The 25537-nt window shown below is 70.7% G+C and carries 29 protein-coding genes; 14 read left to right on the top strand and 15 right to left on the bottom strand.

Annotated elements, in window-relative coordinates; genetic code table 11:
- Window positions 1-2: 2 nt before the first annotated feature.
- Window positions 3-479 carry a redox-sensitive transcriptional activator SoxR gene (gene soxR, locus D4739_RS00190; protein ID WP_120058564.1) on the bottom strand — a complete coding sequence of 159 codons (477 nt, stop codon included), beginning with the start codon at window positions 477-479 and terminating at the stop codon, window positions 3-5.
- 82 nt (window positions 480-561) lie between these two features.
- Here soxR and D4739_RS00185 point away from each other — a divergent pair, with 82 nt between their 5' ends.
- From D4739_RS00185 to D4739_RS00175, 3 genes are read left to right on the top strand one after another with little or no spacing between them, the layout of a single operon-like run.
- Window positions 562-1233, top strand: a complete 672-nt coding sequence (locus tag D4739_RS00185; RefSeq protein ID WP_120058562.1) for an SDR family NAD(P)-dependent oxidoreductase — start codon at window positions 562-564, stop codon at window positions 1231-1233.
- Window positions 1230-2315, top strand: coding sequence for an S-adenosylmethionine:tRNA ribosyltransferase-isomerase (locus tag D4739_RS00180; protein WP_120058560.1), 1086 nt, complete (start codon window positions 1230-1232; stop codon window positions 2313-2315). Before D4739_RS00185 ends, D4739_RS00180 begins: the two co-directional genes overlap by 4 nt.
- Window positions 2316-2341: 26 nt before the next feature.
- On the top strand, window positions 2342-3700 hold the full coding sequence (locus D4739_RS00175; RefSeq protein ID WP_338016249.1) for a class II 3-deoxy-7-phosphoheptulonate synthase: 1359 nt from the start codon (window positions 2342-2344) through the stop codon (window positions 3698-3700).
- A 12-nt stretch (window positions 3701-3712) separates the two neighbouring features.
- On the opposite strand, the gene D4739_RS00170 is transcribed toward D4739_RS00175, so the two are convergent.
- The 6 genes from D4739_RS00170 to D4739_RS00145 form a co-directional block, all read right to left on the bottom strand.
- A complete protein-coding gene (locus D4739_RS00170; RefSeq protein ID WP_182920239.1) occupies window positions 3713-4603 on the bottom strand; it encodes a zinc ribbon domain-containing protein in 891 nt (296 codons plus the stop codon).
- 4 nt (window positions 4604-4607) lie between these two features.
- On the bottom strand, window positions 4608-5657 hold the full coding sequence (gene aroF, locus D4739_RS00165; RefSeq protein ID WP_120058554.1) for a 3-deoxy-7-phosphoheptulonate synthase: 1050 nt from the start codon (window positions 5655-5657) through the stop codon (window positions 4608-4610).
- 56 nt (window positions 5658-5713) lie between these two features.
- Window positions 5714-6226: an SRPBCC family protein gene (locus D4739_RS00160; protein WP_182920238.1), complete on the bottom strand. Its 513-nt coding sequence runs from the start codon at window positions 6224-6226 to the stop codon at window positions 5714-5716.
- A gap of 112 nt (window positions 6227-6338) precedes the next feature.
- Window positions 6339-7241 (bottom strand): deoxyribonuclease IV, encoded by a 903-nt coding sequence (locus D4739_RS00155; protein WP_120058550.1) that lies wholly within the window; start codon window positions 7239-7241, stop codon window positions 6339-6341.
- Between the two features lie 14 nt (window positions 7242-7255).
- A complete protein-coding gene (gene pknB / locus D4739_RS00150) occupies window positions 7256-9226 on the bottom strand; it encodes a Stk1 family PASTA domain-containing Ser/Thr kinase (RefSeq protein ID WP_120058548.1) in 1971 nt (656 codons plus the stop codon).
- Between the two features lie 56 nt (window positions 9227-9282).
- Entirely contained in the window at window positions 9283-10107 is an 825-nt protein-coding gene (locus tag D4739_RS00145) for a transglycosylase SLT domain-containing protein (RefSeq protein WP_120058546.1), read from the bottom strand.
- Window positions 10108-10313: 206 nt separating this feature from the next.
- Here D4739_RS00145 and D4739_RS00140 point away from each other — a divergent pair, with 206 nt between their 5' ends.
- The 3 genes from D4739_RS00140 to D4739_RS00130 are packed head-to-tail and all read left to right on the top strand — an operon-like array spanning window position 10314 to window position 11627.
- Window positions 10314-10688 (top strand): Rv2175c family DNA-binding protein, encoded by a 375-nt coding sequence (locus tag D4739_RS00140; protein ID WP_238473442.1) that lies wholly within the window; start codon window positions 10314-10316, stop codon window positions 10686-10688.
- 16 nt (window positions 10689-10704) lie between these two features.
- A complete protein-coding gene (locus D4739_RS00135) occupies window positions 10705-11196 on the top strand; it encodes a guanyl-specific ribonuclease (protein ID WP_120058541.1) in 492 nt (163 codons plus the stop codon).
- Window positions 11193-11627, top strand: coding sequence for a barstar family protein (locus D4739_RS00130; RefSeq protein WP_120058539.1), 435 nt, complete (start codon window positions 11193-11195; stop codon window positions 11625-11627). The genes D4739_RS00135 and D4739_RS00130 overlap by 4 nt, the downstream gene beginning before the upstream one ends.
- Before the next feature lie 95 nt (window positions 11628-11722).
- On the opposite strand, the gene D4739_RS00125 is transcribed toward D4739_RS00130, so the two are convergent.
- Window positions 11723-12820 carry a polyprenyl synthetase family protein gene (locus D4739_RS00125; protein ID WP_238473441.1) on the bottom strand — a complete coding sequence of 366 codons (1098 nt, stop codon included), beginning with the start codon at window positions 12818-12820 and terminating at the stop codon, window positions 11723-11725.
- 76 nt (window positions 12821-12896) lie between these two features.
- On the opposite strand from D4739_RS00125, the gene metF reads away from it, so the two are divergent.
- A complete protein-coding gene (metF, locus tag D4739_RS00120) occupies window positions 12897-13778 on the top strand; it encodes a methylenetetrahydrofolate reductase [NAD(P)H] (protein WP_120058537.1) in 882 nt (293 codons plus the stop codon).
- A 10-nt stretch (window positions 13779-13788) separates the two neighbouring features.
- Here metF and D4739_RS00115 read toward each other — a convergent pair whose 3' ends face one another.
- The 4 genes from D4739_RS00115 to D4739_RS00100 are packed head-to-tail and all read right to left on the bottom strand — an operon-like array spanning window position 13789 to window position 16555.
- Entirely contained in the window at window positions 13789-15093 is a 1305-nt protein-coding gene (locus D4739_RS00115) for a phytoene desaturase family protein (protein WP_120058535.1), read from the bottom strand.
- A 16-nt stretch (window positions 15094-15109) separates the two neighbouring features.
- Complete coding sequence (locus D4739_RS00110; protein WP_120058533.1) at window positions 15110-15703, bottom strand: DUF4126 domain-containing protein; 594 nt, start codon at window positions 15701-15703, stop codon at window positions 15110-15112.
- 21 nt (window positions 15704-15724) lie between these two features.
- Window positions 15725-16084 carry an ArsC/Spx/MgsR family protein gene (locus tag D4739_RS00105; protein ID WP_238473440.1) on the bottom strand — a complete coding sequence of 120 codons (360 nt, stop codon included), beginning with the start codon at window positions 16082-16084 and terminating at the stop codon, window positions 15725-15727.
- Complete coding sequence (locus D4739_RS00100) at window positions 16085-16555, bottom strand: YbaK/EbsC family protein (protein WP_120058531.1); 471 nt, start codon at window positions 16553-16555, stop codon at window positions 16085-16087.
- Window positions 16556-16691: 136 nt separating this feature from the next.
- On the opposite strand from D4739_RS00100, the gene D4739_RS00095 reads away from it, so the two are divergent.
- From D4739_RS00095 to D4739_RS00085, 3 genes are all read left to right on the top strand, one after another.
- On the top strand, window positions 16692-17126 hold the full coding sequence (locus D4739_RS00095) for an SAV_6107 family HEPN domain-containing protein (protein ID WP_120058529.1): 435 nt from the start codon (window positions 16692-16694) through the stop codon (window positions 17124-17126).
- A gap of 25 nt (window positions 17127-17151) precedes the next feature.
- The gene (locus tag D4739_RS00090; protein ID WP_120058526.1) at window positions 17152-17922 is read left to right on the top strand and encodes a methyltransferase domain-containing protein; all 771 of its coding nucleotides are present in this window, start codon (window positions 17152-17154) and stop codon (window positions 17920-17922) included.
- Between the two features lie 104 nt (window positions 17923-18026).
- The gene (locus D4739_RS00085; protein WP_120058524.1) at window positions 18027-18368 is read left to right on the top strand and encodes a DUF3040 domain-containing protein; all 342 of its coding nucleotides are present in this window, start codon (window positions 18027-18029) and stop codon (window positions 18366-18368) included.
- A gap of 21 nt (window positions 18369-18389) precedes the next feature.
- On the opposite strand, the gene D4739_RS00080 is transcribed toward D4739_RS00085, so the two are convergent.
- Genes D4739_RS00080 through D4739_RS00070 form a run of 3 tightly spaced genes read right to left on the bottom strand, consistent with a single transcriptional unit; the run spans window position 18390 to window position 22886 of the window.
- The gene (locus tag D4739_RS00080) at window positions 18390-20660 is read right to left on the bottom strand and encodes a transglutaminase TgpA family protein (protein ID WP_120058521.1); all 2271 of its coding nucleotides are present in this window, start codon (window positions 20658-20660) and stop codon (window positions 18390-18392) included.
- The gene (locus D4739_RS00075; RefSeq protein ID WP_120058519.1) at window positions 20657-21901 is read right to left on the bottom strand and encodes a DUF58 domain-containing protein; all 1245 of its coding nucleotides are present in this window, start codon (window positions 21899-21901) and stop codon (window positions 20657-20659) included. The genes D4739_RS00080 and D4739_RS00075 overlap by 4 nt, the downstream gene beginning before the upstream one ends.
- A gap of 10 nt (window positions 21902-21911) precedes the next feature.
- A complete protein-coding gene (locus D4739_RS00070; RefSeq protein ID WP_238473439.1) occupies window positions 21912-22886 on the bottom strand; it encodes an AAA family ATPase in 975 nt (324 codons plus the stop codon).
- A 205-nt stretch (window positions 22887-23091) separates the two neighbouring features.
- On the opposite strand from D4739_RS00070, the gene mraZ reads away from it, so the two are divergent.
- The 4 genes from mraZ to ftsL all read left to right on the top strand — a co-directional run.
- On the top strand, window positions 23092-23520 hold the full coding sequence (mraZ, locus tag D4739_RS00065; RefSeq protein ID WP_120058515.1) for a division/cell wall cluster transcriptional repressor MraZ: 429 nt from the start codon (window positions 23092-23094) through the stop codon (window positions 23518-23520).
- Between the two features lie 185 nt (window positions 23521-23705).
- On the top strand, window positions 23706-23852 hold the full coding sequence (locus tag D4739_RS16715; protein WP_182920237.1) for a hypothetical protein: 147 nt from the start codon (window positions 23706-23708) through the stop codon (window positions 23850-23852).
- An 8-nt stretch (window positions 23853-23860) separates the two neighbouring features.
- Window positions 23861-24820: a 16S rRNA (cytosine(1402)-N(4))-methyltransferase RsmH gene (rsmH, locus tag D4739_RS00060; RefSeq protein WP_120058513.1), complete on the top strand. Its 960-nt coding sequence runs from the start codon at window positions 23861-23863 to the stop codon at window positions 24818-24820.
- Window positions 24817-25537 (top strand): cell division protein FtsL (gene ftsL, locus D4739_RS00055; RefSeq protein WP_120058511.1); only part of this gene is annotated, 721 nt, incomplete at its 3' end. The genes rsmH and ftsL, both read left to right, overlap by 4 nt.

The following is a 25537-nucleotide window of genomic DNA, read 5'->3' as shown; positions in this document are numbered from 1 at the left end:
CGTCACCTGCCCGGGGTGCGACGCAGCACCTCGGGCAGGTACGCCGCGCCCGGCTCGCCGTAGGTCGCCGCGACGTCGGCCGGGTTGGCGATGCCGCAGTGCTTCAGCGACAGGCAACCGCAGCCGATGCAGGAGTCGAGACCGTCGCGCAGGCGCTCCAGGGCTCGCAGCTGCTCGTCGAGTCGCGTGCGCCAGTGCTTCGAGATCCGGTGCCAGTCGGCCTTGTTGGGCGTGCGGCCCGAGGGGAGCGTGTCGAGCTCGCTGCGGATCTCGTCGAGGGTGAGGCCGACGTTGCTCGCTGCACGGATGAAGGCCAGCCGTCGCAGGACCTCGCGGTCGTAGACGCGTCGGCCACCCGGCGTACGCGATGCGTTGATCAGGCCCTGTGCCTCGTAGTAGCGCAGGGCTGACGCCGCAAACCCGCTGCGCTCGGCGACCTGGGTCACCGTCAGTGGTGCCTTCACGTCGATCCCGGCCATTTCCGGATCACCCCTTGACTTCAAGTTAACTTCAACTTGAACAGTGGCACTACAACGCCAACTGATCAAGGGAGAACCGCACATGTCTGTCGCACTCGTCACCGGAGGATCCCGCGGGCTCGGCCGGGCCCTCGCCCTGGCTCTCGCCGATCGCGGATGGAGCGTCGTCATCGACGGCCGCGACGCGGAGACCCTCGAGGAGGTGGACGGACCCGGCATCGTCAGGATCGCCGGCGACATCACTGACGCCGACCACCGCGCCGATCTGCTGAGCGCGCTCGAGGGGCTCGGCGGACTCGACCTGCTGGTCCACAACGCCAGCTCCCTCGGCCCGACACCGCTGCCGCGCCTCGACCAGCTGACGATCGAGGACCTCACGTCGGTCTGGCGGCCCAACATCGGGGCGCCACTGGTGCTGACCTCGCTCGTGCTCCCGCTGCTTGTCTCCTCGCACGGAACGCTCGTCGGCATCACCTCCGACGCGGCCGTCGAGCACTACCCGGGCTGGGGCCTGTACGGCGCGTCGAAGGCCGCGCTCGAGCACCTCGTCCTGCAGTACGCCGCAGAGAACCCGGCGCTCACCGCGTACGCCGTCGACCCGGGTGACATGCGGACCCGGATGCACCAGGACGCCTTCCCCGGCGAGGACATCTCCGACCGGCCGCTTCCGGAGAGCGTCGTGCCGCAGCTGCTGGCACTGCTCGACGCGAAGCCGGAAAGCGGGCGCTACCGGGCCGCTGGAGTGTTCGCATGACCCACCTCGTCGAACGACCCAGCACCTCGTTCCCGGCACCGGCAGCGAACACAGCACCCTCGCCACCCGAGTCCCGCGGGCTGGCGCGCGACGACGTACGACTGCTCGTCGCAACGCCAGGTGCGGTCACCCATGGCCGCTTCACGGCGATCACCGACCACCTCCGCGCGGGTGACCTGCTCGTCGTGAACGACTCCGCGACCGTCAACGGCCAGATCGACGCCGAGCTGATCGGCACCGGCCTCCGCAGGCGCACAGTGGTTCTCCACGCGGCCCATCGACTCGATGACGGCACCCGCGTCGTCGAGCTCCGCACCGCACCCGACGCCGCCCGCTCGGTCCTCGACGCGGCGCCGGGAGACATCGTGCGCACCGGCCCGGCAAGCCTCGAGCTCCTCGCGCCCTATCCGGAAGAATCGTCACCGACGGGGGAGGGCAACCGGCTCTGGCGTGCGCGGCTCACCGGATCGCTCGACCGGGTTCTCGCGCGACGAGGCCGGCCGATCGCCTACGGCTACCTCGACCGCCGCTACCCGCTGAGCGCCTACCAGACCGTCTTCGGGGTGCGGCCGGGCAGCGCGGAGATGCCGTCAGCGGGACGACCGTTCACTCCTGAGATCGTCACCGCGCTCGTCGCACGCGGCGTCTCCGTCGCACCGGTCACGCTCCACGCGGGACTGAGCTCCCAGGAGGCGGGGGAGGCGCCGCAGTCCGAGTGGTTCTCGGTGCCGGCACCGACTGCGAGCCTGGTCAACGCGGTGCGCGCGGGCGGCGGCCGCATCGTCGCGGTGGGCACCACGGTCACCCGCGCGTTGGAGTCCGCCGTGCTGCGCTCGGGCGACGGCGTACGCGTGGTCGAGCGCAGCGGCTGGACCGACCGCGTCGTCACTCCCGCCGACCCGCCGCGCGTGGTCACGGGACTCGTCACCGGCTGGCACGACCCGGGCGCCTCCCACCTCCTGCTGGTCGAGGCAGTGGCCGGCGTCGACATCGCCCAGGCGGCGTACGACGCGGCGGTGGGTGGCGGGTACGCATGGCACGAGTTCGGGGACAGCGCCCTCCTGTTACCGAATCGCGAGTAACAACGCGACCCGCGTACCCTAGGCAGGTGACACCCTCGATCCCTGATCTTGCTTCCCTGCACTCGATGGGCGCGGCCCAGCAGCCGACGTACCCCGACCGTGCCGCCGTCGACGCCGCGGTCGAGCGCCTGCGCACCGCGCCGCCGCTCGTCTTTGCCGGCGAGTGCGACGAGCTCAAGGAGAAGATCGCGGCCGTCGTCCGCGGCGAGGCCTTCATCCTCCAGGGTGGCGACTGCGCCGAGACGTTCGCCGGCGTCACCGCCGACAACGTCCGCAACAAGCTCCGCGTGCTGCTGCAGATGGCGGTCGTCCTGACGTACGCCGCGTCCGTGCCGGTCGTGAAGGTCGGCCGCATCGCCGGTCAGTACGCCAAGCCGCGCAGCTCCGACTTCGAGACCCGCAATGGCGTGACGCTTCCGGCCTACCGCGGCGACGCCGTCAACGGCTACGACTTCACCGAGGAGTCGCGGATCCCGGACCCGCAGCGCCTGGTCGACGTCTACAACAACTCCGCCGCCACGCTGAACCTCGTGCGTGCGTTCACCACGGGTGGCTACGCCGACCTGCGCCAGGTGCACACCTGGAACACCGACTTCGTCCGCTCTTCGCCGGTGGGTCGCCGCTACGAGAAGCTGGCCAGCGAGATCGAGCGCGCGCTGACCTTCATGCAGGCGATCGGCGCCGACCCGGACGAGTTCCACCGGGCCGACGTGCACTCGAGCCACGAGGCGCTCGTCCTTGAGTACGAACACGCCCTGACCCGCATCGACAGCCGCACCCAGGAGCCCTACGACGTCTCCGCGCACATGGTGTGGATCGGTGAGCGCACCCGTCAGATCGACGGTGCCCACGTCGAGCTGCTGAGCAAGATCAAGAACCCGATCGGCGTGAAGCTCGGCCCGAGCACCACGCCCGACGACGCGATCGCCCTGGCACGCAAGCTCAACCCGGAGAACGAGCCGGGCCGCCTGACCTTCATCACCCGCTTCGGCGCGAGCAAGATCCGTGAGGGCCTGCCGCCGCTGATCGAGAAGGTGCAGGCCGAGGGGCTCCAGGTCGCGTGGATCTGCGACCCGATGCACGGCAACACTTTCGAGGCCTCCTCGGGTTACAAGACCCGCAGCTTCGACGACGTGATCGACGAGGTCCAGGGCTTCTTCGACGTCCACGCGGCTCTCGGCACCTGGCCCGGTGGCCTGCACGTCGAGCTCACGGGTGACGACGTGACCGAGTGCGTCGGTGGCGGCGAGGAGCTGTCGGCCGACGACCTCTCCAACCGCTACGAGTCGGTCTGCGACCCGCGCCTCAACCGCGTGCAGAGCCTCGAGATGGCGTTCCTCGTCGCGGAGATGCTCTCCGCGGCGCGCTGCCCGAAGACGGACTGACCGAAACCGGGATCAGGAGCCGAGCAGGAGCACGTCGCTGATGGCGGTCGTGTTCTTGCCGCCCCGGCGCCCCGGCCTCGACACGTCGACGATCCGCAGCTGCACCGAGCCGGTCGTCTCCGGGTCCACCTGGATCGTCTGCAGGTCAGGCGTGTCCACGAGCCGTTGCGTGACGACGGTGCCGTCGTCGAAGCGCCACTCGACGCTGAGGATGCGCCGGTTGCGGGGGTACCAGTCGGTGGCACCGTCGACCTTGGCGTAGCCGTTGATCAGCCCGACCGCGGTCACCACCCGGTCCTTGCCGAGGTCGAACCGGATCACGGTGCCGCTCCCGTCGCCGGTGAGCCGGTATGCCGTGGCGCGGTCGTTGTCGAGCATGTTGCTGGCCGGGTAGGAGACCCGGTTGCCGGCGAGGTCCCGGCTGGCGCTCATCGGACGGGGCGCGGAGGCCTTCGCGACCACAGCCAGATCGGTGCCGGCACGGCCGGTCTCGACGCCCGTCGGCGTGGCGGACGTCGGGTCACTCGGCTCCGGAGTCTTGCTGGGCTCCGCGGTGGGTGCTGCGGAACCATCGGATCCGCTGGTCCGCAGAGCGAGGCAGCTGCCGAGCAGGATGGCGAGGAGCAGTCCAACCAGCAGGAAGATCCACACCGCGGCACCGGGACCGCTGGCCCGTCCCGGGCTCCGGCGGCGACCGGCCGAACCGACCCGGGGGGTCGCGGCAGGCGGCACCGTCCGGTCGGGCAGGACGTACGTCGTCGCCGGTCCGTAGACCGGCGGGGCCTCGACCGGAGCAGGTGCGGGTGTCGATGGGTCGACGGGTGCACCGCAGTTGATGCAGAACCGACCGAGGTCGAGCTCGGCCCCGCAGCGCTGGCAGTACTTCATCGTCGTCACATCCACGCGGTCAGGCGCGGCGCTCCCGCTCACGGGCATCGACACGGCCAACCGCGGCCGGGAGGCGGCGTACGGCCTGGGCCAGCTCACGCAGGTCGTTGCCGAGCAGCGCCTGCGGGCCGTCGCACAGCGCCTCTTCCGGGTTGGGGTGCACGTCGACGATGACACCATCGGCACCGACGCCGATGGCGGCCTTCGACAGCGGCACCACGAGGTCCTTGCGGCCGCCGGCGTGCGACGGGTCCACGATGATCGGCAGGTGGCTGGTGGCCTGCACGACCGGGATCGCCGAGATGTCGAGGGTGTTGCGGGTCGACGGCTCGAAGGTCCGGATGCCGCGCTCGCAGAGCACGATGTCGAGGTTGCCGCTCTGGGCGATGTACTCCGCAGCCATGAGCCACTCCTCGATCGTCGCGGTCATGCCGCGCTTGAGGAGCACCGGCTTGCCGGCCTCGCCGACCTTCTGCAGCAGCCCGAAGTTGGCGGCGTTGCGTGTGCCGATCTGCAGCATGTCCGCGAACTCCGCGACCACGGCGACGTCACGCGCGTCGACGACCTCGGTGACGATCGGCATGCCGGTCGCCTCGCGGACGTCGGCCAGGATCTCGAGGCCCTTCACCCCGAGTCCCTGGAAGGCGTACGGCGAGGTGCGGGGCTTGAAGGCACCGCCGCGCAGGATCGTGGCGCCGGCACCCTGCGCCATGCGAGCGGCCTCGATGGTCTGCTCGGCGGTCTCCACAGCGCACGGGCCGGCGATGAAGGTGAACGTCTCCGGCCCGATCGGGACCTGGTGGCTGGCCGGGCCGACCCACACGGTCGAACGCTCGGCGTGGTGCTGCCGGCTGACCAGCTTGTAGGGGTCGGAGATCCGGTGGACGTCCGCGACTCCAGCCAGGGCGCGGAGGTTCAGGCCGTGGAACGAGTCGATGTCACCGACCAGGCCGATGATGGTGCGCTCGATGCCCTTGGAGACGCTGGCGTTGCCGCCCACGCTCGCCACGCGGGCAACGACGTGAGCGATCTCCGCATCCGTCGCCCCGGGGGCCATCACCACAACCATGCACGGATCCTAGCCCGCAGCTTTCTCGCCGCCGCGGGCCTTGTCGTCAGGCGGACTCAGCTTGCCCGGTGCTTGCCCTTGTCGGCTTCCTGCGGCCGCCCCTCGCGCTTTTCGGCCTCGATCCGGATGTCCTCGAGGTCGCGGATCAGCATCCGGCGCGTCGACTCGAAGCTGTGACGGCCGAGCACGTTCCAGCGCATCAGCTCGCTCTTGGTCCGTCCGGAGACGTCCATCGTGGCCGTGATCAGCAACCTGCTCGCGGTGCCGTCAGCGGTGCGCTCGATCAGGTACGCCGTGCGGATCCGGTCGTGGCGCAGCCGGGTCTCGTGGAGCGTGCGACTCGGCGGCTCGGACTCGATGACGTGCAGCTCCTCCTCACCGTGGTGGCCGAAGAAGTTGCGTTCCTCGCGCCACGTGGTCCCGACGTCGTACTCGCCGTCGGTGATGAGCTCTGCCGACTTCACGCTGCTCAGGATCTCGGCCGTGTGGGGGAGATCGGTGAGGACTCCCCAGATGGTCTCCGGGCTGGCGTCGATGGTGGTGTTGAGATGGATGACATGACCTGTCACGACAGGCCTCCCTTGGGTGCGGAACCCCCGCGCCCTCCATCGTGCTCCGCCCTCCGACAGTCCACAACAGGAGGACCCCTATCTCGCCGCGAAAGGGTCCAGGTGGTGAGGACTATCGGGAGAGCGCCTCGGCGCGGAGCTGCTGGAGCAGGTGCAGGTCGGCCGGGTCCTCGCGCGAGCCCGGCGTCTCGAGGATGAACGGCACACCTTCGGTGGCCGGGTGGGCGAACAGCTCGCGGAACGCGCCCGCGCCGATGTGCCCCTCGCCGATCCGCTGGTGACGGTCCTTGAACGCGCCGCGGACATCCATCGAGTCGTTGGCGTGGATCAGCCGGAGCCGGTCGGGCCCACCGATCTCGACGATGCGGTCGAGGGTTGCGGTCGCCCCGCCGACCTCGTCGAGCGGAGCTCCGGCCGCGAACACGTGGCAGGTGTCGAGGCAGACGCCGGCCTTCGGGTGGAGGTCGAGCGCGCCGAGGTAGGGGATCAGGTCCTCGACCCCCGCACAGAGCGAGCGGCCCTGGCCGGCGGTCGGCTCGAGCAGCAGCCAGGGCGCGTCGTCGGAGTCGCCCAGAGCGTCGAGGAGCGGCAGCAGTCCCTCGCGGACCTGGCGCATCGCCGCGTCGTACTTCTCGGAGGAGTCGGACGGGTCGACGAACGACCCGGTGTGCACGACGACGCCTTCGGCGCCGATCTCGGCGGCCCGCTTGAGGTTGTGGGCGACGACCGCGATCGAGTTCTCGTACGTCGCGGGGGTGGGGGAGCCGAGGTTCACGAGGTACGGCGCGTGGATGAACGCCCGCGTGCCGCCATGAGGACCAGCCTCGAGCTGGCGCCGGAACTCCTTGTCCTCGGCGGGCTTGCCGGCCGAGAGCGCCCAGCCGCGCGGGTTGCCGACGAAGACCTGGAGCGTCTCGTAGCCGAGCTCGCGCGCGGTGGTGAGGGCGCCGGCGACGAGCCCCTTGCCGACGGGGACGTGCGACCCGATGGGTCGCGAGATCTCGGGAGAAGTCATGTGGGTGGGTCCGATCAGACGAGGTAGAGCGTGACGGTGCTGCCCTTGGGCACGGACTCGCCCTCGCCGGGGGAGACGGAGGAGACGTAGCCGAGGCCGAGGTACATGTCGGCGTGCTTCTCGCTGACCTTCAGCCCGAGCGCCTCGAGCCGGTCGCGGGCCGCCTCGACGCCCATCGCGCGGAGGCGGGGGATCTCGACCAGCTCCGGCCCCTTGGAGACGACCAGGTTGACCGTGTCGTCACGGAACAGCTCGCCGTCCTTGGGGTCCTGCGAGATGACCTTGCCCTTCTCGACCTCGTCGGAGAACTCCTCGGTGACCGCGGTCTTGAGGTGGCGGTCCTTGAACCACTTCACCGCGGTCTTGGCGTCCTTGCCCGTGAAGTCGGTGATCTTGATCGGGCGCGGGCCACGGCTGATCACCAGGTCGACGGCAGTGCTGCGCTTGAGCCACTCACCCGCGGCCGGTGTGGTCGTGATGACCTGGCCCTCGGGGACCTTCGCGTGGTACTTCGGGACGGATCGACCGAAGGTGAGCCTGGCCTCGATGAGCGCGGCCTGGGCCGCGTCCTCCGTCATCTCCTTGAGGTCGGGCACCTGGTAGCGCTCCTTGCCCTTGGAGACGACGGCCTCGACCGTGTCGCCGGGCAGGATCCGCTCACCGGCTCCGGGGTCGGTCGAGATGACGCTGCCGGCCGGGACGTTCTCGTCGTAGGCCTCGCGGGCCACGTCGAACTCGAGACCGGCGTCCTCGATCTTCGCCTGGGCCTGCGCAACCTGGAGCTCGATGACCCCCGGGGTGCTCGTGTAGCGGGCGAACCCGAACCACCAGGCACCGAGCGCGATCGCCAGGGCGAGCACGAGCCCGCCGATCAGGAAGACCGCACTGCGCCGGGGGCGGTCGCGCTCCCACGAGTTCGGCTGGTGGGTCGCCACGAGCGCAGTCGCCGGCTCGTCGTACTCACCGGTGGACTCGTAGTCGTCGTACGCCGCAGCGGGCGCGGCCGGCACCGGGATCTCCGAGGTGGAGCCGAACTGCTCCTCCTCGTAGACGGATGCGACGGGCAGGGCGAGGTCGTCGAGGAGGTCGGGGTCGTCCGTGATGCCCGCGTCGACCGCGTGCTTGACCCGGTGCAGCTGGTGGAGCAGGACCTGCGCATCGGCCGGACGCAGCGAGCGATCACGGGCGGTCGCCCGGGCGACCAGCGCATCGACGTACGCCGGGAGCCCGCCGCGGACCAGCGCGGAAGGCGCCGGGATGTCCTCGTGGACGTGCTTGTAGGCCACCTGGATCGGGGACTCGCCCTCGTGCGGCTTGCGACCGGTGAGCAGCTCGTAGAGCACCACGCCGGCGGCATAGACGTCGGCACGTGCGTCCGCGCGGCCGTCGACGACCAGCTCGGGAGCGAGGTAGGAGACGGTGCCGATCAGCACGCCGCCGGTCGCGGTGTGCTGCGTGTCGGCGCTGACCGCCTTGGCGAGGCCGAAGTCAGCGACCTTCACGCGGCCATCGTCGGCGATCAGCACGTTCTCGGGCTTGATGTCGCGGTGGATCAGGCCCGCGCGGTGCGCCGCGGCGAGCGCCGAGAGGACCGGCTCGAGCAGCGCGAGCGCCTTGCCCGGCGCCATCGGCGACTCGCTGCGGATCACGTCACGGAGGGTGTGGCCGGGGATGTACTCCATGACCAGGAAGACCGTGCCGTGGTCGTCGCCCTGGTCGTGGACCGCGACGACGTGGGGGTGCGAGAGGCGGGCGGCGGCGCGGGCTTCGCGGACGAAGCGCGCGGCGAAGTCGCCGTCGTCTCCCATCCCGGGATGCATCACCTTGACCGCCACGACCCGATCGAGACGGACGTCCATCGCCTCGTAGACCGATGCCATCCCGCCGCGCGCAATGCGCGCGCCGACGCGGTATCGGCCGTCCAGCAGACGCCCGATCAACGGGTCGCTGGAGTCCCGTTCGTCTCGTGAGTCCACGGGGGCCATGGTACGGATCCGCGGGCCACTGGCCCCTGGCGGTGTCCGGCGCGCCGCCCAATTCCTCAGGCGGGGTTCCACCCGCGTGCGATCTGGTCACGGATCGCGAACACGTTCGCGACGTACGCCTGGGTTTCGTCGTAGAGACCGCGCTCACGCACCGCCCGGAGCCCCTGGTAGTACGCCGCGACCTGGTTCCGGGTGCTGCTGGTGTTGTCGTCGAGGAAGTCCAGGAGCAGGATCCCGGCGAGCACGTTGTCCTCGAGGCGGGTCAGCTCCAGCGGCCGGTCGGCGTACAGGCTCATCCAGGTGCCGGTGCCGGGCAGCACCTGCATCGCGCCGATGGCGTCGGCGTGGCTGACGTGGTGCATCTGCCAGCCGGACTCCTGCCACGAGACCGCCAGGGCGAGCCGCGGGTCGACCCCGTGCGCCCGCGCGGTCCGGATGATCTCTCTGCGCACCGCCGCACGGGAAGGATCGGCGTGCCGCCAGGTCCGCTTCGTCGCCTGGGGAGCCTTGTCCGGCTTGCTCTTCGGCTTGCTCGCCGGCTTGGTCGTTGCGCTGTCGCGGAGCGACTCCGGGACGACCGGGATGGTGATCCGCTGGCCGGCATACAGCGTCCCGGTCGAGCCGAGGTGGTTGTAGCGGATCAGCTCCGCGGTCCACGCGTGGTACCTCACCGCGAGCCCGCTGGCGGTCTCACCAGGGCGTACGACGTGGCCCACGAGGTTGCGTGGGCCGGGGAAGCCGGTGTCCGTGGTGGGCGCCGCCGCTAATGCCGGCGCGGCCCCTGCGGGGGAGGTGGCGAGGGTCAGTCCGGTGGCGATCAGTCCGGTGGCCAGGGTGGTTGTCAGGGTGGCTGTCAGGCTTCGAACTCGGGTGGAGGTCATCGGACCTTTCCCTCCGTCATGCCGCGCGGAGCCGGGAATCTCCGAGTAGATCCCCTGGGGAAGGCGGCCACGCAACCTGTCGACCGTAACCCGTGGTGCTGATGTGACTCAAGGGGCGCAGGTGAACTTTCGGGGAGACCGCCTTTCCATTCGGCGCCGCGTCCACGGGTTCTCGCGAAAAGCAGTGGGAGTGGGAGAGTAGGGGTGTGAACGACGTTTCCCCCACCCCCGCGCCCGATCTCGCCACCCTTGTGACCGACTGGTTCGACTGGTCCGAGGCCGCCAAGGCCCTCGGTGTGAGCGTGAACAAGGTGCGCACGATGATCCGCGAGCACGAGCTCGCCGCGGCGGTCCCGAGTGAGGGTGCCGGCCAGCGCGTGCCTGCGGAGTTCATCCAGGACGGCCTGGTCGTCAAGGGCCTCCCGGGTCTCCTGACGATCTTCCACGACGGTGGCTGGGACGACCGCGAGGCCATCGAGTGGATCTTCACCGATCTCGACCTGCCCGGGCGCCCGATCGACGCGCTCCGCGAGAACCGCGGCTCCGAGGTCAAGCGCCGGGCCCAGGTCCTGGCCCACTGAGGCGTGCCGATCTGACATGGCCCGTCCATCGCGCAACGGACTCCCCGCCGGCTTCCCGACGCGTCTCCCGCGCACGCGGTCGCAGTGGATCGCTGCGATCCTCGTGGCCGTCGTCGCTCTCGCCTTCTGGTGGTTCCAGAACCGCGACTCGGCCGCGCCGGTGCCGGATCGGCCGGAGAGCGCGTCGACCACCACCGACCGCGGGTCGTCCGGCACGGACCGGGAGTCGGGGCTGCCCTGGGTGTCGGTCGCGGAGCTGCCCGACGAGGCAGGCGAGACGCTCGAGCTGATCGACTCCGACGGCCCGTTCCCGGAGGAGCGGGACGGCGTGGTGTTCCAGAACCGCGAGGGGATCCTGCCGGACCACGACCGCGGCTACTACCACGAGTACACCGTGCCGACCCCGGGCGAGGACGACCGCGGAGCGCGACGCATTGTGACCGGCGGCCCGGGGGAGTACTACTGGACCGGAGACCACTACGCCTCCTTCGAGAGGATCGCCCGATGAGCGGACTCGCTGCTCTCCTGGCCCGGCGCCAACAGCCCGGCGTCTTCCGGTGGCACGCTGCGTTCGATGCCTCCGATGTCGGTCACACGGTCGAGCACGCCGGCTGGCGGTTCGCGCTGCTCGACGCCTGGCCGACCGACTCCAAGGCGGACTTCCTCCAGCGCATCGGGGAAGCCCTGGCCCTCCCTGCCTACTACGGCCACAACCTCGACGCCCTCGCCGACTGCCTGGCCGACCTGCCCTCCGAGCGCGTGGAAGGCACGGTCGTGCTCTGGGAAGGGTGGGGCCCCTTCGCCCACGCCGACGAGCGCGGTTTCAACCTCGCGCTCCAGGTCCTGCGCGAGCGGGCGGAAGCACCCGACGAGGCGCCGTTCGTCGTGCTGCTGCGGGGCGACGGCCCGGACCTCCAGTCCGTCTCCTCGCTCGACTGAGCAACTCGACCGAGCAACGCGACCGCAACTGGTCTGAATCGGCAGCTCTTCGCGCTGCGAACCTGCCACGTGAGACCAGTTGCGGCGGAGTCAGGTCAGGTCGTACGCCGCGTGGCCGCGGCCGCGAGGTCGCGCAGCGTGCCCTTCGCGGACTCGTCGACCGGCGACCGGTCGAGCGCCTCGAGTGACTGGGCGGCGAGCGCCTCGATCATCTCCTCGACCTGCTGGTCGGCTCCCGAGGAGCTGATGATGCGACGCAGCTCGTCGACCTGCTCGGGGGAGAGCTCGCTGCCCAGGGCGCCGTCCAGCAGCTCGGCCTCGGCCGCGGGAGCGGCATCGAGCGCGAGTGCCACGAGCACGGTGCGCTTGCCCTCGACGAGGTCGTCGCCCGCGGGCTTGCCCGTGAGCGCCGGGTCGCCGAAGACACCGAGCTGGTCGTCGCGCAGCTGGAACGCCTCGCCCAGCGGCAGCCCGAAGTCGGTGAGGGCGGTGAGCTGCTCCGGGGTGGCGCCGGCGAGCGCGGCCCCGATGTGCAGCGGTCGCTCGACGGAGTACTTCGCGGACTTGTAGCGCAGCACGGTCATCGCGGTGGCCACGTCGGCCCGACCACGCGCCTGGACGGACACGTCGAGGAACTGGCCGGCCACCACTTCGGAACGGCACAGGTCGAAGACGTCGAGGGCAGCGGACACGCGCTCGAGGGGGAGGCCGCAGCGGCGGAGCATCTCGTCGGCCCAGGTCAGCAGGAGGTCGCCGAGCAGGATCGCTGCGGCCGCGCCGTACTGCACCGGGTCGCCGGCCCAGCCGGCCTCGCGGTGTGACGCCTCGAAGACGCGGTGGGTCGCGGGCCGGCCGCGGCGCGTGTCGGAGGCATCCATGAAGTCGTCGTGCACCAGGGCACTCGCGTGGAGCAGCTCGAGGGCGGCGCAGGCGCGCAGCAGCGCGAGCTCCTCCGCGGTGCCTGCATTGGCAGGCTGGATGGCCCGGTAGCCGGCGTGGCAGAACGCGGCGCGAAGGCGCTTGCCCCCGCTCACCGCGACCCGCGCTTCGGCGATCAGGGCGGTTGCGTCGGCGCCGAGCTCGGCGAGGCGCTCGGACTGCTCCTCGAGGAAGGCATCGAGGACCGTCTGCACGGAATCCCGGAAGAGGGCCGCGTCGAACGGGGTCCGGTCAGCTGGCAGGGCGGAGGTCACGCACCGAGCCTAACGATCGACGCGGATTGCTGGACATCGGCCCGGAAGCACCGACCGGACTCCTTACGATGGAGTCATGACCCAGGGCAGCAACAGCATCGGGGCGCGCATTCGCTCGGGGGAGCGTTCGTTCTCATTTGAATTCTTCCCGCCGAAGGACGAGGCGGGCGAGGTCCAGTTGTGGCAGGCCATCCGCGACCTCGAGGCCTACGCGCCGACCTTCGTCTCGGTGACATACGGCGCCGGCGGCTCGACTCGTGACCGCACCGTCGACATCACCGGTCGCATCGTCCGGGAGACCTCGCTGCTCCCGATGGCGCACCTGACCTGCGTGGGACACACGAAGGACGACCTCGACGAGATCCTCGGCGCCTACGCCTCTGCCGGCGTGACCAACGTGCTGGCCCTGCGCGGCGACCCCAAGGAGGGTCCCCGCGCCGAGTGGACGCCGACCGAGGGCGGTTTCCAGCATGCCGTCGAGCTGGTCCAGCTCGCCGCCTCGCGAGGCGGCTTCAGCGTCGGCGTCGCGGCGTTCCCGGAGGGCCACCCGTCCGCCGAGTCGCTCGAGCACGACGCAGAGGTGCTGGTCGACAAGGCCCGTGCCGGTGCCGAGTTCGCCGTCACGCAGATGTTCTTCGACGCCAGCGACTACTTCGCGCTGGTGGAGCGGGTCCGCGAGCACGGCGTCGACATGCCGATCCTGCCCGGCATCATGCCGATCCTGAACCTCAACGCGATCGCCAAGCAGGGCGAGCTGATCGGCACCTCGGTGCCCGCACACGTGGTCGACGCCTTCGCCGGCCTGCAGGAGCCTGCCGACATCCGCGCCAAGGGCATCGAGCTCGCCATCCAGCTGTGCCGCGACCTGCTCGACGGTGGTGCGCCCGGCCTGCACTTCTACACGCTGAACCGCTCCAAGGCGACGCGCGAGATCTTCGAGGCGCTCGGTCTGTCCTGACCCTTCCGGGTCAGGCGGGGCCGATCTCCTGGGCGACCAGGCTCGCGGACAACCCGACATAGGGGAGTCCCGAACCCGGGGTGGCGTGTGCGCCGGCGGCGTACACGCCCGGGATCGGGGTGGTCGGGCCGAGGCGGTGACGGAGCGTGTCACGGCCCTGCCAGAGCACGCCGAACGGTGAGCTGCCGTTCTGCTCGACCTGCACGAGGGGTGAGCGGTCGATGCGCACCTCGACGTGGGGGCGGACGTTGACGCCCTTGCGGGACAGGGCGAGGACGACGTCCTCGGCGAGCTTGCCGCGACCCTGGATCGTCCACGCCTGACCGCCCTCGGGAGCGGTGCCGCCGGTGCGGACCACCAGGGTCGGGTCGCCGTGGAAGACGGTCTCGGGGCCGAGCTCCGGGATGTCGTCGCCGGTGAGCCCGAGGTGGACCACCACTGGGGGCATCGCGGGCATCGTGCGCATGACGTGCTGCTTGAGGACGGGCAGTGTGCGCGGGTCGATCGCGCAGACCACGAAGTCGGCGTCCACCTCTCCGGCATCGGTCGCGACAGCGACTGCGCGCCCGTCGCGGACCACGATGTCGCGGACCCCGGTGTCGAGCTGGACGTCGACCTTGCGCGTCTCCAGGCGATCGGCGAGTGCAGTCGAGAGCCCCGCCATGCCGCCGGGCACGGTCCAGGCGCCGAAGTTCTGCTCGACGTAGGCCTGCATGCCCATCCACGCCGGCACGTTGCGGATGTCATGCCCGTCGGCCACGAAGGGGTGGGCCGCGACCAGCCTCAACCGCTCCTCGCGGAGGGTGCGGCGCAGGCGCCTGGCCAGGGTCTCGCGGGTGAAGATCCGGGCGGCGGTCGCCTTGTCGGCCAACTCGGGACGCCAGGGTCGCTCGAGGTACTCCCGGCGCAGCAGCTCCCAGTCATCGGCGTACGACGACACGTGCTCGCACCAGGCGTCGCCGAGGCCGGGGGCGAGCTCCTCGAACGCGTCGTACTGCACTCCGCGTGAGCCGCCGCGCAGCGCGACGGTGGTGCCGTCCTCGAACCAGTGCTCGCGCACGACGTCCTGGGGGACGAGGTCGAGCTCCTTCTCGAGGGGTCGGCCCGACTTGCGGAACAGGTCCCGGATCACGGCAGGCAGGAGCGTCGAGGTCGGGCCGGCATCCCACGTGAAGCCCTCGGACTCGATCGTGCTGACGGCACCGCCGAGGTGCTTGCCGCGTTCGAGGAGGGTGATGTCGTGGCCGAGCTTGGCCAGCCGGGCTGCGGAGGCGAGTCCGCCGAACCCGCCGCCGATCACTGCAATACGTGCCATGAGCGCACCCTAGGGGTCAGGCGTAGGCGGATGGACGGCGGTCCGTCCGCTTCCACCTCCGCCAGCCACGCCGGATCAGCTTGATCGCGTAGTAGAGGACGACCAGTCCGATCACCAGCAGCGTCGCGGCGATCGACGCGGCGATGTAGGGGTGGTGCAGGGCGAAGAGCATCACGACGAAGACCGCCGAGTCCTCGGCGAGGCTGGCCAGGATGTTGGTGGCCGGCTCCGGGGAGGCGTTGATCGCCAGCCGGGTGCCGGCCTTCACGCTGTGGGCGGCGAGCGCGGAGCTGCCTCCGACGACACCCGCGACGGCCTGGTTCAGGCTGTCGGCGTCGCCGGCGAGCAGGACACCGACCACTGCGCCGACGGTGGGGCGGATCGCTGTGGAGATCGCGTCCCAGGTCGAGTCGACGTAGGGGATCTTGTCCGCGACGAACTCCATGGCGAACATGAACCCGGCCGCGGCGAGCACCTCCCAGCGTCCCAGGACGTCGGGGAGCTGGCCGAACGTCCCGAATCGCTCCGCGAGCCCCAGCACGAGGAGAACGAGGTAGCTGTTGACGCCGCTGGCCCAGCCGCTGGAGAAGACGAGCGCAAGACTTTCCACGCGCTGAATCTAACGGGCGGCTCAGCCTGCGGCGATGACCTTTGCCAGGCTTTCGGCGTCGCGCCCGACCACGGTCGTGCCGTCGCCTGCGGTGATGATCGGGCGCTGGATCAGGCGCGGGTTGTGCACCATCAGCGCCAGCCAGTCGCCGCGGTGCGCCTCGTCCCTGGGTGGGAGCGTCACGCCGAGCCCCTTCGCGTCGCCCGTCCTCGCGATGTGCCACGGGTCCACGCCCAGGCGGGCAAGGACATCCTCGAGCTCGGCGGCGGTCGGCGGCTCGTCGAGATAGCGCCGGACGGTGTAGTCCGCGCCGGTGGCGTCGAGCTCGCTGACGGCCGTGCGGCACTTGGAGCAGGCAGGGTTGAGCCAGATCTCGATCATTCAGTCCACCTCGATCGCGGTGCCGCCGGTCAGGCGGAGGAGCTCGTCGTAGGTCGTGGAGAAGACCGCCGACGGGTGTCCGGCCGCTGCCCACAGGACGGGATGCTTCTGCAGCCAGATGTCGACCCAGGTCGGGATCGGGCTGGGGTGCGCGATGGGGGACACGCCGCCGATCACCTGCCCGGTGTGGTTGCGGACGAAGTCGGCGTCAGCCCGCTTCAGCTTCGGTACGGCGATGCGCGCGGCCGTCGCGGTCGTGTCCACCCGGTGTGCGCCACTGGTGAGGACCAGGACGGGCTCGTTGTCGCTGGAGAACAGCAGGCTGTTCGCGATGGCACCGACCTCGCAGCCGAGCGCGGCGGCGGCCAGGGCTGCCGTGTGCGCGGATTCGGGGAGGACGATCACCTCGCCGGTGCCGCCGAGACGCTCCAGTTCAGCGCGAAAACTCGTGATCGAGGGGTGCTCGTCCATGCCCTCGACCCTAGTCGGACCAGTTTTCCCCAGGGCACGCGGTCGAGGTTGTCCTGTTGTCGGAGGGCAGGTGTAGCGTTCCTCTTGTTCGAACAACTGTTCGATCAGGCGGGTCGACGACCGAAGGAGATTCCCGATGATGCTGTTGCCCGCGACGACGCACGCCTACCTCGAGCGCGCTGCCGAGTCGCTGCGTGAAGCGATCACGACGAGTGACGTCCCGACCCGCTACGCCCACGCCCATGTCGCTGCGTTGCGCGCCGCGGCGGCACTGCTCGCCGCCCGGGCCCACCCGGACCCCAAGCGCCGGCGCCAGAAGAACGCCTGGGTCCTGCTCGCGGAGGTGGCGCCCGAGCTGACGGAGTGGTCCGCGTTCTTCGCCGCGGGTGCGTCCAAGCGCGCGGCAGCCGAGGCGGGTTCGCGTCGTGCGGTGTCCGAGCGGGATGCGGACGACCTCGTGCGTGACGCAGACCGCTTCCTCTCCGTGATCGAGCAGGCGCTGGGCCTGGCGCCGCACCTGCCGGTCGAGGAGGAGATCGTGTTCCGGCCCGCGCTTCGCGCGGGCGCCTGATCTCTGTCCTACTAGGGTGGGATCCATGGCAGGCACCGGTGGAGTGGCAGGCAGCGAGCGCGAGCGACCCGGCGAACGCCGTGCGGCCGCACGCACGACAGTGGTGTGGAACGCTCTCGACGCCGTTCTGGCAGGCCAGCCCGGAGCAACGGTGCTCGACATCGGCGGTGGCACGGGTGGCTTCGCTGTCCGGGTCGCCGAGCTGGGGCATCACGTTCGCGTGGTCGACCCGAGCCCGGACGCCTTGGCCGCACTTGGCCGACGCGCGCAGGAGCAAGGCGTTGCGGAGCGGGTGACTGCCCAGCAGGGCGACCTCTCCACGTTGCTGGAGCTCGTGCCGGGCGCCAGTGTCGATGTCGTGCTGTGCCACGGGGTGCTGGAGGTCAGCGATGACCCGGCTGCCGCGTTGGCGACCATCGCCACCGTCCTGCGACCGGGCGGCACGCTCAGCCTGCTCGTCGCGCAGCGCCATGCGGCCGTCCTGGCCCGCGCGATGGCCGGCCACTTCGGCCAGGCGCTGACCCTCCTCGACGGTGGTCCGGGTGAGGTGCCGGCGCGAGGGCGTGGCACCGGGCGCCGCTGGACGGCTGCCGAGATCGTCGCGCTGCTCGACGCGGCTGGGTTCGCGGTGACCGCTCAGCATGCGGTGCGGGTCTTCACCGATCTGGTTCCTGGCGCCGTCCTCGACGCCGAGGTCGGGGCAGCTGACGCGCTCCTCGAGCTCGAGCAAGCGGTCGCCGAAAGACCGGAGTACCTGCCTCTGGCAACACAGATCCACGTGCTCGCAACGCACTGATTCGCGAGACATTCACGAAATTTCCGGACCGGCGGCTACCACCGGCGAGAACGGCTGCCTAGACTGATGGCAGATCATCCGTGCGGCCCAGGTGAGGAGGAGCCATGCCACTGTCGGAGGAGGAGCTTCGCCTGCTCGAGCAGATGGAGCGCGCACTCACCGAAGAGGACCCGAAGTTTGCGTCCACCTTGCGTGGCAGCTCGTTTCGTCGGGCCGCTCGTCAGCGTGCACTGCTGGCCGGGGTCGCGTTCCTCGGTGGAGTCGCCCTGCTGATGACGGGGGCGGTGACCGAGCTCATCCCGGTTGCTGTCCTGGGCTTTGTGGTCATGCTGCTCAGCGCGACCTATGCGCTCTCTGCGCTGCGCGCCCGCCCGACCCCGTCGGCGCATGACCAGGGTTCGCTCCACGACCGCATGGACCGCTGGCGCCACCGCCACGAGGACTGAGTCTCCTCAGGCGCCGTCTCCTCAGGCGTCTGCCGGCGGGTCGAGTTGATCGACCACGCCCGAAGCATGTTCCTGCCTGACGCGTGCGCCGCTGCGCGTCGTACGCCGGTGCAGTGAGCGTGGCCACCAGCGAGCCCGGCGTTGTGCTGCCGGCGATGCGCCGTCGCGCAACGCCTCGAGGCAGGTTTCGGTGTCCACGGCGAGCTGGTCGTCGAGCGGTGGCTGCTCCCCGGCCGGCGCGTAGCGCGCGGTCTCGAGCGTGGTCACCAGTCGTCGCAGCGCGGCCGGGGCTTCGGGCACCGAGTTGACGGTGCCGGCGAGCGCGAGACCAGTGGCGCGGGGTGACCGTTCCTCGGGCCACGGCACGCCGAGGTCGATAGCGGTGTCGCGGAGCTCGGCCCACATCTCCTCGGGGGTCGCTGCTGCCATCCGACGGGCCCGGCGGCGGCGACGCAGTGCCCGTGGCAGCGCTCCGAGCAGGAGCAGGGCGAACGCGCCGACGCCGACTGCCGGAAGCCAGGTCGTGAGGAGCTCGCTGGAGGTGTCCTGCCCGGACGACCCGGTCTCGGGGCGTGGCTTCGTGCCGGCCGAGATGGACGGCCGAACGGTCGACGGGGTGGCAGTCGCAGAGGGCCCGCTCGACGGCTGCGCGGTGGGGCGGGTGTAGCCGGGAACGGCGACGGTGTGCGAGGTGGGCGTCGGCTCGAACATCACCCACCCGGCACCTGCGATGTAGAGCTCCGGCCACGCGTGCAGGTCGTGGCTGCTGAACTCATAGGTGTCGGTGGTCGTGCGGTCGCCGGACAGGAACCCCACGGAGACGCGGGCAGGGATGTCCAGCTCTCGGGCGAGCACCGCCATTGCCGCAGCGAACTGCTCGCAGTAGCCCTCGCGGCCGTCCGGGCTGAGGAAGTGCTCCAGGGCGGCGAGCCCGTTGCCGGGCGCGATCCGGGTCGAGTAGGTGAACTCCGACTGGAAGAACCGCTGCAACGCCACCCCGCGGTCGTAGTCCGTCGACGCTCCCCGGGTCTCCCGCTCCGCCACGGTGCGAAGGCTGTCGGCGGCGCGCGGGAGCCGGGTGTAGTCGTCCTGGATCTGGTCGGGCGCCGGACCCGCCGCCGCGAGCTGGTCGGCGGTCAGGGTGGGACGGAACTCGGTCAGGGGATAGGAGAGTCCAGCCGTGGTCACGTCGTCGACGGCGCGGAAGTCGAGGGTGTCCGCGCCGTAGCGCCAGTCGGAGCCGGCTTCGATCGAGCGGAGGTAGCGCGGGGTCGGGAGCCACGAGGACGCGAGGCGTTCGGTGACGCTCACCTGCCACCCGATGGTCTCACCGGGCTGGCTCGGGTCAAGGCCGAGCAGCGGGATCTCGCCCGTCGCCGACTGGCTCTGTGGCCGCGGGTGGTCGCCGGGTCGCCATGACTTCCCGTCGAACTCGTCGAGCACGGTGAGCCGGACGTAGGACGGGGCGGGGGTGCTGGGCCCTGAGGTCACCTTCACCCGGAGCAGTGGGATGTCCGCCCCGAGCACGAGGTCGCGCTTGAGGTCGGCGATCGGGTCGGTGATCCGGACCGGGCCGGAGTTGCCGGTGCCGAACCCGGGAAGGGTCAGCGTGGGCTGGCTGGGAAGGACTGCGGAGACGAGGACTGCCGCCGTCAGCGCCGCGGCGCCGATCAGCGCTCCGCCGCGTGGTCGGTCGCCGGTCTCGATCCGGCGGCCCCACCGCTCGAGCCGGCCGCGCTCGTCAGCGAAGAGCATTCCCAGGAAGCACGCACCGCCGATCACGAAGGCGGGCCAGGCGGTCGGGGTCCCGAGGATGCTCACCGGCACCGTGTAGGCCATCAGCAACGGCAGCCCGGCCACCGCCACGCGGCCGAGGGTGACGGCCACCAGGTCGACGACCAGGTGGACGGCCAGGGCACCGCCCAGCAGCAGCGGGAGGATCGTCGGAACGTCGTCGCCGACCGGCGCTCGGTAGGTGCCCGCGGAGTCGACGGCGCTTGCGACCGCCTCGACGGCAGCCCGGACCGAGGTCGGCGTCGGCAACCCGCCGGAGCCCCAGAAGCCATGGACCACGAGCAGCGCAACCAGCAGCTGGCCGCTGAGCACCACGAGCCAGGACAGGGAGGCGAGGCGGAGCAGGGCGCCGGTGGCGGCGATGAGGGCGATGCCGATGAAGACCTGTCCGAGCAGGTCGCCCGGCAGCTCGCTGAGCCGTTCCCACGCAACGAGGATGACCCACGAGGTGAGCGCGGTGAGAGCGGTCAGGAGCGGCTGTGCTCCGGCACGCCTCATGAGCTGCGCCGGGTGGGTGCGGAGGCAAGGTCCTGCCAGAGCTGCGGGAGTGAGACCCCGGGGCCTGCGGCAACGGCCCGCCAGCCCAGGGTGCGTAGCGACAGTGCCGGGTCGGCGGCCGGCCGGCCGAGCCACCCGTCGACGTCGAGCGCGATCGCGAGGGGAGACTCGGAGTGGTGGACCATCCGGTGCAGGGCTGCACGGTCGTGCTCGGTCACCTCGCCGAGCACGGCGATGAGCATCCCCGTGCGCGCGGTGTCAGCGACCCAGCTGGTCTCCAGCACCCCGCGGCGTACGCCGTCCACGACGGCCAGCTCCTCGAGGAGCCGGCGCGTGTCCGGGCCGGAGCTCCGCTCGTGCCACGCATCGCTGCGGGCTGCGTTCGCCCCGTCGGCCGTGACCAGGCGGACGGTGAAGCCGCGCTCGGCCAGGTGCGTGACGATCGAGGCTGCCATCGAGACGGCCGTCTCGAGTGACGACGCGGCGCCGTGGCCCCGGTGTGCGGAGACCCGGTTGTCCAGCAAGACCGTGGCCCGCGACTGCCAGGGCTGCTCCTCGCGGCGCACCATCAGCTCGCCGGTGCGGGCACTGCTGCGCCAGTGGACGCGGCGGAGCGCATCGCCGTGGCGGTACTCCCGAACGGTGACGTCCTCAGCGCTGCCGCTCGCGAAGGCGCGGGGCCGGTTGTCGCCGGCGCCGGTCCACGCTCCGCTCAGGCCCGTCATCGGCAGGCGGACGACCGTCGGCGTCACGATCAGCTCCGCCTGGGTCTGGAAGGACCGGGAGAGCTCCACCAGCCCGAACGGATCGGTGACGCGGGCGGTCATCGGCCCGAGGACGAAGCGCCCACGCACGTCGGACCGCACCGTGTAGTCCACCCGGCGCTCCCAGGCGCGAGTCAGTCCGCCGAGCACGAAGCGGGGGCGCGAGCCGAGCGCCCACGGCACCTGGTCCTCCAGCCGCACCGTGCCGAGCAGGGCGCGCCCTGCATTGCTGATCTCGAGGGTGACGAGGGACGACTGGCCTGCGGCAACCTGTCGGGGCTCCACGGCGCGGGCCAGCGAGAGCCGGTAGCGACTGAGGCCGATCAGCGCAGCGCTCGCCACGGGAAGTACGACGAGGAGCAGCCCCACCCGGCTCAGTGCGACCTGGCCCAGGGCGATGCCACAGAACAGGGCGGTGATCCCGCCGGCCAGGAGCGTGCGACCCCGAGTCGTGAGGGCGCCGAGCCCGCTGCGCATGGTGCTGCCCTCAGCCGTGGGAGGTGCTGCTGGCCGGGACGGGAACCCGGGACACGATGCCGCTCAGGATCGACGCCGGAGTGCGCCCGGACAGCGACGCCTCGACGTTGGGGATGAGGCGGTGGGTCAGCACCAGGGGTGCGAGGTCGAGCACGTCGTCGGGCAGGACGAAGGAGCGCCCCTGCAGCGCGGCGTGGGCCTTCGCCGCGCGGACCAGGTGGAGTGTCGCGCGGGGTGATGCGCCGAGCACGAGGTCGGGGCTGGTGCGTGTGGCAGTGGTCAGGGCCACGGCGTAGCGGGCAACGGCGTCAGAGACGTGGACCGAGCCGACGATGTGCACGAGCTTCCGGAGCTCGGCGGCGTCGGTGACCGGCTCGAGGTCGTCGAGCGGGTTGCGGCGTGTGTGGCTGTCGAGCATCGCGAGCTCGGCGGCGAGTGGGGGATAGCCCATCGAGACCCGGCACATGAAGCGGTCGCGCTGCGCCTCGGGGAGGGCGTAGGTGCCCTCCATCTCGATCGGGTTCTGGGTGGCGATGACGAGGAACGGAGACTCGAGCTCGACGGTGTTGCCGTCGACGGTGACCTGGCGCTCCTCCATGCACTCGAGCAGCGCGGACTGCGTCTTCGGTGAGGCGCGGTTGATCTCGTCGCCCACCACGACATTGGCGAAGACAACGCCCGGATGGAACTCGAAGGTCCGGGTGTCGGGGTTGAAGACGCTGACCCCTGTGACGTCGGAGGGGAGCAGGTCGGGCGTGAACTGGATGCGCTTGACGCTGCCCTCGATCGAACGGGCCAGCGCCTTGGCGAGCATCGTCTTGCCGACGCCGGGCACGTCCTCGATCAGCAAGTGCCCCTCGGCGAGCAGCACGACGAGTGCCGTCCCGACCACGTCGGGCTTGCCTTCGATCACGCGCTCGATGTTCTGGCGAACCCGTCCCGTGACACGCGTGAGCGTCTCGAGGTCGCCTGTCTCCACTGCCACGAGGCCACCGTAGCGCCGCGCCGAAGGGAGCCGGAGAGCGCTTCGAAAAGTGCGTCCGAATCGACACCTCCCGCCGTGCGGCTCCATCGGCAACGGCTACTCCCTGAAAAAGGGAGCAAATTGCGCCTCAGATGGTTGACGGTGGTGGGTAGTGGAGTAAAGTGGAGCGCAGTGGAGGAAGAGTGGGGGAAAGGGGTGCGGCGAGATGTTCTTCGGCACCTACACCCCCAAGCTCGATGACAAGGGGCGTCTCTTCCTTCCGGCCAAGTTCCGGGATCAGCTGGCGGAGGGGCTCGTGGTGACTCGTGGTCAGGAGCGCTGCCTCACCGTCTGGTCGATGTCGGACTTCGCAGGCATGACCGACCGGCTCCGCGAGGCGCCAGTCACCAACAAGGGAGCTCGTGACTACGTCCGCATGCTGTTCGCGGCCGCGTCGCAGGAGATCCCCGACAAGCAGGGCCGGATCTCCATCCCGTCCGTCCTGAGGGACTACGCGTCCCTCGAGAAGGACGTCATGGTGATCGGCGCGATGAACCGGATCGAGATCTGGGACCCGACGTCCTGGGCGACCTACTCCGAGGAGCAGGAGCAGAAGTTCTCCGAGCTCTCGGATGAGGTCTTCCCGGGGATCTGATCCACCAACAACACCAAAGCTGATTCGCAGGACGAGGTCTCGTGCCCACTCCTGTCCGTCCCCTGGGGCACCTTCCCCGGTTCCAGGCGACGACTTCCCCCACCACGGGAGTGGGCAGGGACCTGGTCCGGCGAATCGGCATCACGTCATGGGGCGACTCGTCGCCCCGCACCTGAAGGGTCGAGATGAGCACCAACGTCACGGACGCACCCGCACCGCGGGTACGCGAGCAGGCCCGCGAGGTCCTGGCCGTGATGGCGCTCTCGGCAGGTTTGTCAGTCGTCTGCAGCCTCGCGTTGCTCCTGATCATCGCCAGCGGCGGGCAGGGGTAGTCCGCACCATGACCTCTCCCCGCCACGTCCCCGTCCTCCTCGACCGGGTCGTCGCGCTGCTGGCGCCTTCCCTCGAGCAGCCCGGCTCCGTGCTCGTCGACTGCACGCTCGGCCTCGGCGGCCACAGCGAGGCTGTGCTGAGCGCGTGCCCGAACGCCCGTGTCATCGGCATCGACCGCGACCCCAACGCGCTGCGGATGGCGGGGGAGCGCCTGGCTCCCTTCGGTGACCGGTTCACCGGCGTCCACGCGGTGTACGACGAGATCCTCGACGTGATCGCGGACCTCGGACTGCCGTCCGTGCAGGGCGTCCTGTTCGACCTCGGTGTCTCCTCCATGCAGCTCGACGTCCGCGAGCGGGGCTTCGCCTACGCCGAGGACGCTCCGCTCGACATGCGTATGAACGACGGCACGGGCATGACCGCAGCGGACATCCTGAACACGTACCCCGTGGAGGAGATCGCCCGGATCCTGCAGTGGTACGGCGAGGAGAAGTTCGCGCGCAAGATCGCCCGCGCGATCGTCGCCGAGCGCGAGAAGGAGCCGTGGACCCGCTCGGGTCGCCTCGTCGAGCTCCTGTACGCCGAGATCCCGGCGCCCGCGCGGCGCACCGGCGGGCACCCCGCCAAGCGCACCTTCCAGGCGCTCCGCATCGAGGTCAACGACGAGATCGACGTCCTGCGTCGCGCCATCCCGGCCTCTCTCAAGGCGGTGGCGGTCGGTGGCCGCGTCGTCGTCGAGTCCTACCACTCGCTCGAGGACCGGCTGGTGAAGCAGGCCTTCACCGCCGTGACCCGCCTCGACGTACCCCACGACATGCCGGTGGTCCCCGCCGACCGTCAGCCGGTCTTCGTCAACCGCACGCGCGGTGCCGAGAAGGCCGTCGAGCCCGAGCTGACCGAAAACCCCCGAGCCGCCAGCGTTCGCCTCCGCGCCGTCGAGCGCGTCCGTGAAGGAGCCCTCTCGTGAGCACCCCGCAGCAGTCCCGCATCCGCGTCCAGAGGATTGCGGAGGAGGCCGTCGAGCGTGCCCGCCTGCGGGTGGTGCCGCGCAGTCGGGTGCGGGCACCGAAGGTGCCCTTCGTGATGCTGGTCAGCATGATCCTGCTGGCCGGCGTCGTCGGTCTGCTGATGTTCAACACGACCATGCAGCAGAACTCGTTCACCGCCGAGGACCTCGAGCTGCAGGCCGCGGACCTCCGCTCGCAGGAGCAGTCGCTCCAGGCGGACCTCGACGAGCTCCGCGACCCGCAGCGCATCGGCGAGCGGGCGATGAAGCTCGGCATGGTGGTGCCGGCCTGCCCCCGCTTCCTCTACCTCGGCACCAACAAGCTGACCCCGAGCTGTGGCGAGCCGTCCCAGGCCCTCGACGTACGCCCGCCGGCGCCGCGTCGCCCGGACTCGCTCGTTCCCGAGCGCACGGTCGTGAAGCTCAAGCCGGTCGATGCCGCGGCGAAGCAGACCGCGACGAACACCACCCAGAACACCGGCGACACGCCCTCCGGGCAGACCGCAACGACCCGTGGCGCCCGGTCTAATGGAGTTCCGGCAACTGACCTGTTGGGCCCATCGACCCTTCCGAAGGACTCACGTGTCGACCCGCACCGCGCCGCCCCGCCCGGTCTCCGGGCAGAGCCTCCGCCGATGGCCCGTCCCAGGGCCCGCGGGGACCGGGTCGCGGGGGAGC

The organism is Nocardioides cavernaquae (genome assembly GCF_003600895.1).
Classification (GTDB): domain Bacteria; phylum Actinomycetota; class Actinomycetes; order Propionibacteriales; family Nocardioidaceae; genus Nocardioides; species Nocardioides cavernaquae.
The sequence above is the reverse complement of the archived record's forward strand: the minus strand, read 5'-3'. Positions and strand labels throughout refer to the sequence as shown.

Excerpts from the sequence above, each read along its gene's own strand:
- aroF (WP_120058554.1), bottom strand. The coding sequence starts at position 5,657 with ATGGTTGTGGTGATGGCCCCCGGGGCGACGGATGCGGAGATCGCTCAC.
- mraZ (WP_120058515.1), top strand. The coding sequence starts at position 23,092 with ATGTTCTTCGGCACCTACACCCCCAAGCTCGATGACAAGGGGCGTCTC.
- D4739_RS00080 (WP_120058521.1), bottom strand. The coding sequence starts at position 20,660 with ATGAGGCGTGCCGGAGCACAGCCGCTCCTGACCGCTCTCACCGCGCTC.
- D4739_RS00180 (WP_120058560.1), top strand. The coding sequence starts at position 1,230 with ATGACCCACCTCGTCGAACGACCCAGCACCTCGTTCCCGGCACCGGCA.
- D4739_RS00130 (WP_120058539.1), top strand. The coding sequence starts at position 11,193 with ATGAGCGGACTCGCTGCTCTCCTGGCCCGGCGCCAACAGCCCGGCGTC.
- D4739_RS00085 (WP_120058524.1), top strand. The coding sequence starts at position 18,027 with ATGCCACTGTCGGAGGAGGAGCTTCGCCTGCTCGAGCAGATGGAGCGC.
- D4739_RS00075 (WP_120058519.1), bottom strand. The coding sequence starts at position 21,901 with ATGCGCAGCGGGCTCGGCGCCCTCACGACTCGGGGTCGCACGCTCCTG.
- D4739_RS00145 (WP_120058546.1), bottom strand. The coding sequence starts at position 10,107 with ATGACCTCCACCCGAGTTCGAAGCCTGACAGCCACCCTGACAACCACC.
- D4739_RS00090 (WP_120058526.1), top strand. The coding sequence starts at position 17,152 with ATGGCAGGCACCGGTGGAGTGGCAGGCAGCGAGCGCGAGCGACCCGGC.
- soxR (WP_120058564.1), bottom strand. The coding sequence starts at position 479 with ATGGCCGGGATCGACGTGAAGGCACCACTGACGGTGACCCAGGTCGCC.
- D4739_RS00095 (WP_120058529.1), top strand. The coding sequence starts at position 16,692 with ATGATGCTGTTGCCCGCGACGACGCACGCCTACCTCGAGCGCGCTGCC.
- metF (WP_120058537.1), top strand. The coding sequence starts at position 12,897 with ATGACCCAGGGCAGCAACAGCATCGGGGCGCGCATTCGCTCGGGGGAG.
- pknB (WP_120058548.1), bottom strand. The coding sequence starts at position 9,226 with ATGGCCCCCGTGGACTCACGAGACGAACGGGACTCCAGCGACCCGTTG.
- D4739_RS00155 (WP_120058550.1), bottom strand. The coding sequence starts at position 7,241 with ATGACTTCTCCCGAGATCTCGCGACCCATCGGGTCGCACGTCCCCGTC.
- D4739_RS16715 (WP_182920237.1), top strand. The coding sequence starts at position 23,706 with ATGAGCACCAACGTCACGGACGCACCCGCACCGCGGGTACGCGAGCAG.
- D4739_RS00135 (WP_120058541.1), top strand. The coding sequence starts at position 10,705 with ATGGCCCGTCCATCGCGCAACGGACTCCCCGCCGGCTTCCCGACGCGT.
- D4739_RS00105 (WP_238473440.1), bottom strand. The coding sequence starts at position 16,084 with ATGATCGAGATCTGGCTCAACCCTGCCTGCTCCAAGTGCCGCACGGCC.
- D4739_RS00115 (WP_120058535.1), bottom strand. The coding sequence starts at position 15,093 with ATGGCACGTATTGCAGTGATCGGCGGCGGGTTCGGCGGACTCGCCTCC.
- D4739_RS00100 (WP_120058531.1), bottom strand. The coding sequence starts at position 16,555 with ATGGACGAGCACCCCTCGATCACGAGTTTTCGCGCTGAACTGGAGCGT.
- rsmH (WP_120058513.1), top strand. The coding sequence starts at position 23,861 with ATGACCTCTCCCCGCCACGTCCCCGTCCTCCTCGACCGGGTCGTCGCG.
- D4739_RS00185 (WP_120058562.1), top strand. The coding sequence starts at position 562 with ATGTCTGTCGCACTCGTCACCGGAGGATCCCGCGGGCTCGGCCGGGCC.